Origin of the sequence: Enterobacter sp. SM3 (assembly GCF_009811935.2) — a bacterium.
Classification (GTDB): domain Bacteria; phylum Pseudomonadota; class Gammaproteobacteria; order Enterobacterales; family Enterobacteriaceae; genus Enterobacter; species Enterobacter asburiae_D.
On the sequence record NZ_CP099971.1, the window covers coordinates 2,251,821 to 2,262,994 of the forward strand.

The window sequence follows — 11,174 nt, forward strand, 5'->3', positions numbered from 1 at the left end:
CTTAGGCCTCTTATTATGATTTTTTTCTGATACGTCATGGTGGGATCAGGACATTTCTTTCCACTGATAAAATTTTTTCGAGGCAAGCGAGAGCATGTCTAAATCTTCCTTCGTATCGCCATAGGCATAGATGACGTTGTAGGAAGATAAATCATAATTATCAATTATCTTCGTTTTTTTTAAGCGGGCGCTGCAATCACCCTTTTTGTATTTTCCGGTTACTTTTCCACCTGAAAATGCCACCTCACTGCATATGAGTTCCAGACCATTCTGCTCGCACCAGGGTTTGAGGTATAAATCAAGCGAGGCTGAGACCACCACCACCGTATCCCCTTGAGACTTGTGCCATCTGATTTTTTTCATGGCATCCTCCCGCAACAGGGCAGGAATTTCGGTTTTACTGTAGAAAAGCCCGGCGTTTTTTAATTCAGCTTCAGATTTGCCAGCTAACGCTATTCTTACCACTTTTTTTCGTAAAACCGATCCCGATAACGCGCCCATTTTATAGGCGAGGATGTAGGGAAGAAGGCGCAGCTTTCCACGCCGTAGCGTTTTTTCATCAACAGAACGATAAATAAACGGGGTGAAGCTGTCGGAAAACGTTATCGTTCCATCGAAGTCGAAAAAAGCAATATTTGTAGTCATAAGCCGTTCAGACGGGATAATGAGTTGTATCGTGCGAGTGTATCACTGTTTATTGGATTATTGTTTTTTTAACCAGTCGAGAAAAAACTGGCTAAACGCCGTGACCTGAAGCGGCTGCAGTTTACGCTGCGGGTAAACAAACTGCAGCCCGACATCTTTGCGATCGTATCGGCTAAAGCCGGTGAAGCTGTCGGCAAACAGCACCGCGAGCCTTCCGGTTTCAACATCGTCTTTGACGTCCCACCACGATTTCCCCGCGATGCCAGCCCCGCTGAGAGCCCACTGGCGAAGCAATGCCCCGTCGTCGCACACCATGGCAGGCTCTACGCGAACAATGCTTTCCTCGCCACTGGTTTCAAAGCGCCATTCGTTCATCACCACGCCTTGAGACTCAAGCGCCAGGCACCGGTGACGGGTTAAATCTGCAAACGTGGAGGGGATTCCGCGCTCGTTAAGATACTCCCCGGAGGCGACCAGTACCCGATGGTTCGGACGGATGTTTCTGACGACAAGACTGCTGTCCGGCAGGTTGCCGAAACGCACGCTCATATCCAGCCGGTTAGCGACCAGGTCCTCAACGTGTTCTCTTAATGAGATGAAAAATTTAACCTCAGGATGGCGTCGGGAGAATTCCACGACGGCGGGGCTGAGATACTGTCTGCCAAAGTCCGAGGGCGCAGAAAGGCGAATGTTGCCGCTGAGCACGCCTTCTTTTTGCGTTAATAGCGACTCGGCGTGATGCACTTCCTCCAGCACGCGCAGTGCGGCATGGTAAAACTCTTCTCCGGCGCGGGTCAGCGTGATGGACCGCGTTGAGCGGTGAAACAGGCGGGTCTGGTAACGCTCCTCAATCGCCTTCAGCCTGGCCGTCATGGTGGCGGGGGAAAGCGACAGGCGTCGTCCGGCGGCAGAAAGACCGCCGGCCTCGGCCACTTCAACCAGTAGTGCCATGTCTTCGAGTTTGCCCATTATTCATATTTTCCGAAAAGTGCATCTGCTTTTAGCGTAATTATCAAACCCAGATGCCGCCTGTAAAGTGATTTCATCAAAACCATAAGGGGTGAAAACATGCAACGTACCTCACTTTTTGAACGCTACAGGCTGGGTCAGCAGGACCTCAAAAATCGTATCGTCATGGCGCCGATGACCCGCGCGCGCTCCCTGCAACCGGGAAATATTCCCTCCGCGCTGATGGCGGAGTATTACCGGCAGCGGGCCAGCGCTGGATTAATCATCACGGAAGCCACGCAGATTTCGCCTCAAGGCAAGGATACTCATGGACGCCGGGCATCCATTCGCCTGAGCAGGTTTCAGGATGGCAGCTCACCACGGGCGCCGTGCATCAGGCGGGCGGGGTGATTTTTGCTCAGATCTGGCACGTGGGGCGAATGTCGCACGCCCGTTTTCATCAGGATGGTCAGCCCGTTGCGCCGTCAGCGCTGGCGCCGGACGCGCAGGTGTGGGTGGTGAATGAGCAGGGAGAAGGCCAAATGGTTGACTGCCCGCAGCCGAGAACGCTCTCGCGCAAGGATATTTACAGCATCATCGCGGACTATCGTCAGGCGGCACTGAATGCCGTTCAGGCCGGTTTTGACGGCGTGGAGGTTCACGGTGGAAACGGCTATCTGATCGACCAGTTCCTGCGTCAAACCTCCAACAAACGCACGGACGAGTACGGCGGCACGCTGGCGAACCGGATCCGCTTTGCTCAGGAGGTGTTAACTGCGATTGCGGAGGCCATTGGCCCCGAGCGTACGGGCATCCGCCTTTCCCCGTTTATCACCCAGCGCGGGATGAACGATCCGCAGGTGACGGAAGCCATACTCGCTCTCGCGGCCTGGTGTGAACAACAAGGCATTGCGTTCATCCACCTGGCGGAAGCCGACTGGGACGATGCGCCGCAGGTACCTGAACAGTTCCGTCAATCGCTTCGCGACACGTTTAGCGGAACCCTTATCGTCGCGGGGAACTATGACCGTGAAAAAGCGGAAAAGATCCTTGCCGCCAGCTATGCCGATTTGATTGCCTTCGGACGGCCGTTTATTGCCAACCCGGATTTACCCCACCGGCTGGCGCACCAGCTGCCTCTTGCCCAGGTACGCGACCCCGCCACGCTGTTTGGCGGCACCGCCACGGGATATACCGATTACCCATCATATAACGTTCAAAATAACGATTTGCAGTTATCCTGATAAATTATTGAGAGATATCATGAAATATACGACGTGTATTCGTTCAGCTGTCGCGATGCTTATTCTTACAGGTCTATCCGGTACCGTATTTTCGGCGCAGTTGGAATTTCTGCAGCCGAAACAGCTTATTATTGATAAGAGCCTTTCACAGGCGCAATTAAAGGTGAATGAAAATGCTGCCAGAGAATATGCAACCTTCTGGAATACGGGAGAAGAGTCCCTGGCGCGTGATGCGCTGGCGGTGAATTTCATCGATAAGACGCCCCCAGAAGGTCGTAAGCAAGGTCCTGAAGGCGCTATTTTAGCCTCCCGGGCGTTTCGTGCCGCCGTGCCTGATTTGCGCTGTGACGTTGAACAAATGATTATTTCAGGCAATCGCGTGGTTTCGCATTTACATTTTCACGGTACCTTCACCGGGACATTTGGCAAGCTGAAAGGAAAGGGGCAAAAAATAGATTTTATCGCCACGGATATTTATGAGATCGCTGACGGTAAGATTGTGGCTAACTGGCATATTGAGGACAACCTGACGCTGATGAAACAGCTGGGCGCACTGTAAATTCACCACTCCGGGGCGGCCCGGAGTGATGCGAAAATCCTATAAGCCAAGATCGCTCAGTGAGGGGTGATCGTCCGGGCGTCTGCCCAGCGGCCAGTGGAACAGACGCTCGGATTCTTTTATCGGCATATCGTTTACGCAGGCAAAGCGGTGCTTCATCAGTCCGTCAGGCTCAAACTCCCAGTTTTCATTGCCATACGAGCGGAACCAGTTGCCGGAATCATCATGCCATTCATAGGCATAGCGCACCGCGATCCGGTTATCCGTAAATGCCCAGAGCTCTTTAATCAGACGATAGTCCAGCTCTTTTTTCCATTTCCGCTCCAGGAACGCCTGGGCCTCTTCACGGTTGGTGGCGAACTCAGCGCGGTTGCGCCACTGGGTATCCAGCGTATAGGCAAGCGCGACTTTCGCCGGGTCGCGGCTGTTCCAGCCATCTTCTGCCAGTCTGACTTTTTCGATGGCGCTTTCACGCGTGAAGGGCGGTAAAGGAGGACGTGTGTTCATTGCAATTACCTCAGCGTTATATGATGTAGACAGGTCTGTCTACTTGCGGTAATCTATGCCTGTAAAATAACGCTGTCAACATTCTTTTTGAGGCTACCCAAAAGTGAAAACAGAACCCGCAGTGAACGATACAAAAATCAGCGTCAGAGATAAGATATTACTTACGGCGCACGATCTGTTTTATTCCACGGGCTTCAGGGCGACGGGGGTGGATACGCTGATTAAAGCGTCTAAAGTGACCAAGGTGACTTTCTATCGCCATTTCCCGAGTAAGAGCTTGCTTATTCTCGCCTATTTGCACTATCGGCATGAAATATGGATTAACTGGTTTGAGGCCACGCTGCGTCGACATCTCGATAAAGGCGAAATACCTGCTGATGCGATATCTTCAACGCTTTATGAATGGTTTGTTTCGCCCGAGTTCCACGGCTGCGCGTTTATTAACGCCAGCGCAGAGGCAAAATCGGAAGATATTGAAAGCGAAATAAAAGAGATTTGCCGCAATCATAAATGTGAAACAAAGAAAATTATTGTATCGCTGATGAAGATCGCGGATGAGCGCGTCGTCAATGAGATTATGCTGCTCATTGACGGTGCAATTATTCATGCGCAAATGGGCATGGATACGGATGATGTCATCAATTCGTTGAAGAGGGCATTAGCCGCAGCGTTATTAGTGGGCAAATAATGTTTATACCTGCGACGACTGACAAACTCTCGCAACACAACAACACTTAGCGTTGAATAACCTTCACACCGGGAATGAGCAAATGGCCTATAACCGTACTTTCGCCCTCGATATAAGCTGGAAAACGCTGCTGAAAGACGCGGGGCTTGAGCCAGAACGCATTCTCCGCAGGGCAGGATTACCTGACGATCTCTTTTTGCAAAAAGCGCGTGGACTCGATACGGATGAATACATCCGCTTCTGGAACGCGCTAGAGGCCGAAACGAACGATCCTGCCTTTCCCGTCCCGCTCATTGAGTTGATCTCTGCGGATGTGTTTGATCCGCCACTTTTTGCCGCACTGTGCAGTAGCAATATGATGCAGGCTGTCCAGCGACTGGCCAGATATAAACAGCTTATTGCTCCCATGGTTCTGGAGACAACGGTCGACCAAAACGGCAACCTTACCGTTTCACCACGCTGGCTTTTTGCGACAGAACTCCCGCCGTTTCTGCAGGTGGCAGAGCTGGGTTTCCTGCTCAGGCTTTTGCGGCTGGGGACCCGCGAACCGGTTAACCCCTTACGGATCTCCGTTTCTGCGCTACCGTCAGCGGTTCAGAACAGCCACTTTTCGCGTTTCTTTGGTACTGACGTGCAATACGGAGAACAGCCTGCCATCAGCTTTTCCGCAGCCGATGCGCTTCGGCCCTTTTTAACGGTAAATGAGGGGATGTGGCAGGTATTTGAACCGGAACTGCAGCGTCGTCTCGGTCAGTTAAATGAACAGGCTTCAACCGCCGAGCGCGTTCGTGCGGTACTCCTGGAACTTATTCCCGGTAACGAAGCGACAATTGAAAAAGCGGCGGAGCGCCTGGGAATGAGCAAACGCACGCTGCAGCGCAGGCTTGAGCAGGAAGGGGATAATTTTCGCAACCTTGTCAACGCGTGTCGTGAACACCTGGCCCGTCATTATCTTCGCAATACGCGTCTTTCCGGGTATGAGATCGCATTTTTACTGGGTTTCGAAGATCCTAACTCATTCTATCGCGCATTTATGACCTGGACGGGCCAGACTCCTGAAGCGGCCAGGACAGCCATGCGTCTTGAGTAAATCCGGGCATATCTATCGCTATGATGGCGCAGTTTGCGAGTCATATGGCGCGATACGCTAGTTAACGCGGGGCCGAGTGAGGGCAAACTAACGACAGTCTACTCACCGAGGTATTTATGTTTACTCAGGACAAGAAAACCGCGCTGGTCACCGGTGCATCGTCAGGTATGGGCAAAGTCATCGCCCGTCGTCTTATTCAGGATGGCTATCAGGTTTACGCTGCTGCCCGTAGCGTTGAAAAAATGAACGATCTCGCCCAGCTTGGCGCGCGCCCTCTGCGGATGGATATCTCACGTGATGAAGACATTTTGGCTGCGGTGGAAACCATCGCGTCGCAAACGGGTGGGGTTGACGTACTGGTCAACAATGCGGGTTTTGGGCTCTACGGACCGGTAGAAGAGATCGGTATTGATGAAGCTCGCTATCAGTTTGAAGTTAACGTGTTTGGTGCGGCCCGCCTTACGCAGCTGCTGCTCCCGACCATGCGCGCCAGACGCAGTGGCTACATTATCAACATCACTTCGATAGGAGGGAAAATTTACACCCCTCTGGGAGCCTGGTATCACGCAACGAAACATGCGCTCGAGGGATGGTCTGACTGTCTGCGTCTTGAAGTGGCTGAATTTGGCATTAAGGTTGTGATTGTTGAACCGGGTTTAATCGAGACAGGCTTTGGCGATGTGGTCAGCGGCAATTTTGTCAAACGTTCAGCAAGTGGCCCGTATGGTCATCTGGTGGGGAACGTGGCGAACTCGGTCAAAAATGCTTATGGGAATGGCAGGGGCAGCGACCCGAAGGTGATTGCGGACGTGGTTGCCCGCGCCGTTAAAAGTCCTCATCCGCGTACGCGCTATGCAGCCGGCAAGTATGCCAGGATGCTCATCGGCATGCGCGTCTGGTTGGGTGACCGTCTGTTCGATCGCATTATTCTTAGCCAGACTCGATGACCCGAGCGCCGAGGATTAAAAACCCTCGGCTCCGCATGTGTCGCTACACAACGCTGTAAACACCCGCTCCCCAGTACCCCTTACCCGGACGAGTCTGTTCTTTCCAGCCTGGTGCGATCGGTTCTTTTGCAATAAACCGATTGATGATCCCATGCCGCATCAAAATAATTTCCATACGTTCTAATCGCGAGTCCTGACCTTCCATTCTTCACAGCCAGACTAGCGCGAACGGGTGAGAGTTTTCACCCACCCGTTTTGGTGTGTCAGGGCGAGATCCATCACCCGCGGGCTGTACTTAACGTTGTTCACCACAATAATATATGTCGCAAGAATTTAACTGTTTTTTGTCTTTCTCGTTTCGCGCGGCATCACACGTAAAGCGGGTTAGTAAGGATACCTTCCATGACTCTTCGAATTCGACAGGCCACCGGGGCCGATTCAACGCTCTTAAGCGAACTTGGATACCGCATTTACCCCGCCCATTTTCAGCATCTGTGGGTGTCAGAGGCAGAGATGAAGGACTTTCTGCACGGCGAGTACGCGCTTTCCGTACTTGGACAGAGCCTGAAAGATAACGCTGTTTCCTGGTATGTTGCCGAGACCGATCGGCCAGTGGGATTCATGAAAGTGACATGGGAAGCCAGGATCCCAGAAACGGACAAGAAGGGCGTTCTCCTCAACAAGCTCTACCTCGATCCCGCCGAGACCGGCAAGAACCATGGTCAGGTGATGTTCAACAGCATCACCGACATGGCCCGGAGCAGGGGAAAAGACTATCTCTGGCTGGAAGTGCTGGAGCAGAACGCGGGAGCGTACCGGTTCTACCAGAAGCAGGGCATGCTCTGCGTTAAGAACGTCCTTTTCGAAACCGCTTCACAGCAGAGCATTATCAGGATTATGGGGATGCCTCTTTAGAAAGCGCGTCATGCTGGGCCAGCGACAGCGCGCTGGCGCTGGCAGGATCGAACAGTGAGAGGCTCTCAATCTGATTGAGTAAAATCACCTTCCGGAATGACATGGCGCTGCGGGGTTCAGAGTCGAGCGTGATGTCATGCTCCGCATACCACTTGCTGTAGTTATTCTCGATGCGAAAGTTCATCGTCTTCGCGTCTCTGTACCCGCTTAACATCGGGATCAGCACGATATTGGCCGTTTTTTCATATTCCAGCGTTGCGGTGTGGATCATACCGACGTAAATCCGCCTGGAACGAAGCGTGACCTGCGCCAGTTCGCCTTGCTCCATACACTGGTACAGCAGTTGTTCGATACCGCTCGACTGCGCCAGACGTTTGTAGAGCTTCTTCCGGCTTTCGCCGTCCAGCCTGGCGCTGCCTGCCCAGTTAGAGCGGTAGAGGCAAAACAGGATGGCAAACGCCAGCATCACGACCACCGGCGCCTGAATGCCTAAAAAGCTCCAGTTCATAAAGTCGATTTGCCAGTCGGTATATTTCGGTGAGGCAAAGTGAAAAGCGTTGTTGGCGGCAGAGAGGGCGAGCAGGAGCAGCCAGAGCAGACCGGTGGCAATCACGCCCTGCAGAACGAAAATACAGCCGTACAGCGCCACAAGGAAATAGACGTCCCAGCCAAATGAGCGCTTGATTTTAAAGCGGGTCGACAGGTCGCGGCTGGTGTACCAGTACCCGCATACCATCAGCACCATAAATATCGCCGTTCCCATATCAGGCCCTCTTCAGCGTGTTGACGTGACGCAGAAAGTCCTGCCGCACCTCGTTGCTTTTGTAGTTCACCGAGGCGTTCCCGTCCTGGTCGATAATGATGCGATCGCCATCTTCGACGGCTTCAATGATTTCCTGCTGGCTCATCACCTGCAGTAAGGATTCCGGGCTGGAGAAAAGGGAGAGAAAGAAACGTTTCACGAGGGCATCCTTATGAATAAAAAGGATAAGCCTGGAAGAAGAGCGGCGAGTTTGCCTTAAGGATATCCTGAAAGTTATAGCCGGGTGGCGGCTGCGCCTTACCTGGCCTACAAAACCCACTCTTTTGCACGACTTTAAACTATTGATATATAGTCAAAATAAAAAATAGATCATCACAAACTTGGACAAATAACGTTAATTGTGTAAGTTTTAATTATGCGATTACGCCACGTTGTTTACAGCCAGGATGTGACCCATGAGCACTTTGCCCTCTGTCGTGAGTCGGTTTGTTGAGTACTACACCGCACTGGATAGCCAGCCGCCTTCCGCGCTGGTGGGGCTTTACCATTCGAATGCCACGCTTATCGATCCGTTTGGCGAGCATGACGGGATTTTCGCGCTTCAGCGCTATTTCACCCATCTGCTGGCTAACGTTGAGCATTGCCGTTTTACCATCGATTCACCCCTGTGCAGCGGCAGCCGGTTTGTTGTCACCTGGGTGATGCACTGGTCGCACCCGCGCATTGCCGGGGGAGAGCCGCTCGAACTGCCGGGATGTTCGGTAGTGCAGACGGAAAACGATCTCATCACGCACCAGCGCGACTACTACGATGCGGGAGAGATGATCTACGAACATCTTCCTCTGCTTGGCTGGGCGGTGCGCGGCGTGAAGCGGAGGGTCAAATCATGAAGACGGTGCTGATTACCGGGGCAAGCTCGGGCATCGGTGCTGGCCTGGCGAAATCCTTTGCCGCAGACGGCTACCACGTGATTGCCTGTGGACGCGATCCGGCGCGTCTTGAGGCGCTGCATCAGACCTGCCCTAATCTTACCGTTCGCCTGTTCGATATGACAGACAGGGACGCCTGTCGCCAGGCGCTGACCGGCAGCTACGCCGATCTGATTATTCTCTGCGCCGGTACCTGCGAATACCTCGAGCAGGGCGTGGTGGATGCGGCGCTGGTAGAGCGGGTTATGGCGACAAATTTCCTCGGCCCGGTGAACTGCCTTGACGCGCTGCAGCCGCAGCTGGCTGCCGGCAACCGCGTGGTGCTGGTGAGCTCGATGGCCCACTGGCTGCCTTTCCCACGGGCAGAGGCCTACGGCGCGTCCAAAGCGGCCCTGAGCTGGTTTGCCGAAAGTCTGCGGCTGGACTGGGAGCCAAAAGGGATAGCCGTGACGGTGGTCTCCCCGGGCTTTGTTGACACGCCGCTGACGCGCAAAAACGATTTTGCCATGCCGGGCAGGGTGAGCGTCGATGAGGCGGTAAGGGCGATCCGTACCGGGCTGGCGGCAGGGAAAATGCATATCGCGTTTCCTGACGGGTTCGGCTTTATTTTGCGGTTGCTCTCCGGGCTGCCCGCGTTTTTACAGCGCGCGCTGCTGCGCAGGATGGTGCGTTCATGAACATTGCGATTATCGGCAGCGGCATTGCCGGGCTAACCTGCGCCTGGCGCCTGGCCGGACACCATCAGGTGACTTTGTTTGAAGCGGGCGCCACGCCCGGCGGCCATACCGCAACGGTTGACGTGACGACGCCACAGGGCACATACGCGATCGATACCGGGTTTATCGTCTACAACGACCGCACCTATCCGCGCTTTATGGGCCTGCTCAGCGAGCTGGGCATCAGCGGGCAAAAAACGCAGATGAGCTTTTCGGTGCACAACCCGGCGACGGGGCTGGAGTACAACGGACACACCCTGACGTCGCTGTTTGCCCAGCGCCGAAACCTGGTGAATCCGGCATTCTGGCGGCTGCTCGGGGAGATCGTCCGCTTCAATCGTCTGGCGAAACAGGCGCTGGACGGGGAGGTGGACCCGAACGCCACGCTGCAGACGTTTCTGGAACAGCACGGCTTCACGCCGTTTTTCGCGCGCCACTACATTCTGCCGATGGGGGCCGCCATCTGGTCATCGTCGCTGCAGGAGATAAAGCGTTTCCCGCTGCCGCTCTTTTTGCGCTTCTTCCACCACCACGGCCTGCTGGATATCACCCAGCGCCCGCAGTGGTACGTGGTGCCGGGCGGCTCGCGGGAGTATATCCGCGCGATGATGGAAAAATTGGGTGACCGCCTGAAGCTGCACCTGAACGCGCCGGTGCAGCGGGTAAGCCGCCACGCGCACGGGGTTACGCTTCAGCTCGAAAACGGCAGCCAGACCTTCGATCGGGTGATTTTTGCCTGCCACTCCGCCAGCGCGCTGGCGATGCTTGATGACCCAACGCCCGCGGAGCGCGAGGTGCTGGGGGATATCGGCTGGCAGCGCAACGAGGTCGTTTTACACAGCGATCCGCGCTGGCTGCCGGTGCGGCAGCGCGCGTGGGCCAGCTGGAACTACCGCCTGAGCGCGCAGGAACAGGCCAGCGCCTGCGTCACCTACAACATGAACATCCTGCAGGGGCTGCCTGCGGGCAGTCCGCTGTTCTGCGTCACCCTAAATCCAGACGCGCCGGTAGACGAACGCTTCGTTCTGCAACGCTTTGTCTATGAACACCCGCTGTTTAACCCGCAAAGCTGGCGGGCGCAGGCGCGGCGCGGCGAGATTAACGGTCATAACCGGAGCTGGTACTGCGGGGCCTGGTGGTACAACGGTTTTCATGAAGATGGCGTGCGCAGCGCGCTGGACGTGGTCAATGCGATAGCGTCCGCGTCCGGAGAGGGGAACTGA

Annotated in this window: 13 protein-coding genes and 1 pseudogene; 9 read left to right on the top strand and 5 right to left on the bottom strand. The window is 54.4% G+C overall.

What is annotated here, in order from left to right; genetic code table 11:
* Nucleotides 1–45: 45 nt before the first annotated feature.
* Nucleotides 46–645 carry an HAD-IB family phosphatase gene (locus GVO84_RS10680; RefSeq protein ID WP_159514086.1) on the bottom strand — a complete coding sequence of 200 codons (600 nt, stop codon included), beginning with the start codon at nt 643–645 and terminating at the stop codon, nt 46–48.
* Nucleotides 646–702: 57 nt separating this feature from the next.
* Entirely contained in the window at nt 703–1,614 is a 912-nt protein-coding gene (locus GVO84_RS10685) for a LysR family transcriptional regulator (RefSeq protein WP_159514087.1), read from the bottom strand.
* Between the two features lie 99 nt (nt 1,615–1,713).
* On the opposite strand from GVO84_RS10685, the pseudogene GVO84_RS10690 reads away from it, so the two are divergent.
* Together GVO84_RS10690 and GVO84_RS10695 are read left to right on the top strand one after the other, a co-directional pair.
* Nucleotides 1,714–2,837: pseudogene (locus GVO84_RS10690) on the top strand (alkene reductase).
* Between the two features lie 19 nt (nt 2,838–2,856).
* Nucleotides 2,857–3,396, top strand: a complete 540-nt coding sequence (locus GVO84_RS10695; protein WP_159514088.1) for an ester cyclase — start codon at nt 2,857–2,859, stop codon at nt 3,394–3,396.
* 39 nt (nt 3,397–3,435) lie between these two features.
* Here GVO84_RS10695 and GVO84_RS10700 read toward each other — a convergent pair whose 3' ends face one another.
* On the bottom strand, nt 3,436–3,903 hold the full coding sequence (locus tag GVO84_RS10700) for a DUF1348 family protein (protein ID WP_159514089.1): 468 nt from the start codon (nt 3,901–3,903) through the stop codon (nt 3,436–3,438).
* Nucleotides 3,904–4,006: 103 nt separating this feature from the next.
* Between GVO84_RS10700 and GVO84_RS10705 the strand changes: the two genes are divergently transcribed.
* The 4 genes from GVO84_RS10705 to GVO84_RS10720 all read left to right on the top strand — a co-directional run bounded on the left by GVO84_RS10705 (nt 4,007) and on the right by GVO84_RS10720 (nt 7,543).
* Entirely contained in the window at nt 4,007–4,591 is a 585-nt protein-coding gene (locus GVO84_RS10705; protein WP_159514090.1) for a TetR/AcrR family transcriptional regulator, read from the top strand.
* Nucleotides 4,592–4,673: 82 nt separating this feature from the next.
* Nucleotides 4,674–5,681 carry an AraC family transcriptional regulator gene (locus GVO84_RS10710; protein WP_159514091.1) on the top strand — a complete coding sequence of 336 codons (1,008 nt, stop codon included), beginning with the start codon at nt 4,674–4,676 and terminating at the stop codon, nt 5,679–5,681.
* 116 nt (nt 5,682–5,797) lie between these two features.
* Nucleotides 5,798–6,628, top strand: a complete 831-nt coding sequence (locus GVO84_RS10715) for an oxidoreductase (protein WP_121423635.1) — start codon at nt 5,798–5,800, stop codon at nt 6,626–6,628.
* Between the two features lie 402 nt (nt 6,629–7,030).
* Entirely contained in the window at nt 7,031–7,543 is a 513-nt protein-coding gene (locus GVO84_RS10720) for a GNAT family N-acetyltransferase (protein WP_121423636.1), read from the top strand.
* Here GVO84_RS10720 and GVO84_RS10725 read toward each other — a convergent pair.
* On the bottom strand, nt 7,524–8,306 hold the full coding sequence (locus tag GVO84_RS10725; RefSeq protein WP_121423637.1) for a hypothetical protein: 783 nt from the start codon (nt 8,304–8,306) through the stop codon (nt 7,524–7,526). The two genes, GVO84_RS10720 and GVO84_RS10725, sit on opposite strands and share 20 nt — an antisense overlap.
* Before the next feature lies 1 nt (nt 8,307).
* Entirely contained in the window at nt 8,308–8,505 is a 198-nt protein-coding gene (locus tag GVO84_RS10730) for a hypothetical protein (protein WP_024908361.1), read from the bottom strand.
* A 256-nt stretch (nt 8,506–8,761) separates the two neighbouring features.
* On the opposite strand from GVO84_RS10730, the gene GVO84_RS10735 reads away from it, so the two are divergent.
* The 3 genes from GVO84_RS10735 to GVO84_RS10745 are packed head-to-tail and all read left to right on the top strand — an operon-like array spanning nt 8,762 to nt 11,174.
* Nucleotides 8,762–9,196, top strand: a complete 435-nt coding sequence (locus GVO84_RS10735; RefSeq protein WP_159514092.1) for a nuclear transport factor 2 family protein — start codon at nt 8,762–8,764, stop codon at nt 9,194–9,196.
* A complete protein-coding gene (locus GVO84_RS10740; protein WP_159514093.1) occupies nt 9,193–9,912 on the top strand; it encodes an SDR family NAD(P)-dependent oxidoreductase in 720 nt (239 codons plus the stop codon). The genes GVO84_RS10735 and GVO84_RS10740 overlap by 4 nt, the downstream gene beginning before the upstream one ends.
* Nucleotides 9,909–11,174, top strand: coding sequence for an NAD(P)/FAD-dependent oxidoreductase (locus GVO84_RS10745; protein ID WP_159514094.1), 1,266 nt, complete (start codon nt 9,909–9,911; stop codon nt 11,172–11,174). Before GVO84_RS10740 ends, GVO84_RS10745 begins: the two co-directional genes overlap by 4 nt.

Excerpts from the sequence above, each read along its gene's own strand:
- GVO84_RS10740 (WP_159514093.1), top strand. The coding sequence starts at position 9,193 with ATGAAGACGGTGCTGATTACCGGGGCAAGCTCGGGCATCGGTGCTGGC.
- GVO84_RS10745 (WP_159514094.1), top strand. The coding sequence starts at position 9,909 with ATGAACATTGCGATTATCGGCAGCGGCATTGCCGGGCTAACCTGCGCC.
- GVO84_RS10680 (WP_159514086.1), bottom strand. The coding sequence starts at position 645 with ATGACTACAAATATTGCTTTTTTCGACTTCGATGGAACGATAACGTTT.
- GVO84_RS10735 (WP_159514092.1), top strand. The coding sequence starts at position 8,762 with ATGAGCACTTTGCCCTCTGTCGTGAGTCGGTTTGTTGAGTACTACACC.
- GVO84_RS10720 (WP_121423636.1), top strand. The coding sequence starts at position 7,031 with ATGACTCTTCGAATTCGACAGGCCACCGGGGCCGATTCAACGCTCTTA.
- GVO84_RS10710 (WP_159514091.1), top strand. The coding sequence starts at position 4,674 with ATGGCCTATAACCGTACTTTCGCCCTCGATATAAGCTGGAAAACGCTG.
- GVO84_RS10725 (WP_121423637.1), bottom strand. The coding sequence starts at position 8,306 with ATGGGAACGGCGATATTTATGGTGCTGATGGTATGCGGGTACTGGTAC.
- GVO84_RS10685 (WP_159514087.1), bottom strand. The coding sequence starts at position 1,614 with ATGGGCAAACTCGAAGACATGGCACTACTGGTTGAAGTGGCCGAGGCC.
- GVO84_RS10715 (WP_121423635.1), top strand. The coding sequence starts at position 5,798 with ATGTTTACTCAGGACAAGAAAACCGCGCTGGTCACCGGTGCATCGTCA.
- GVO84_RS10695 (WP_159514088.1), top strand. The coding sequence starts at position 2,857 with ATGAAATATACGACGTGTATTCGTTCAGCTGTCGCGATGCTTATTCTT.
- GVO84_RS10700 (WP_159514089.1), bottom strand. The coding sequence starts at position 3,903 with ATGAACACACGTCCTCCTTTACCGCCCTTCACGCGTGAAAGCGCCATC.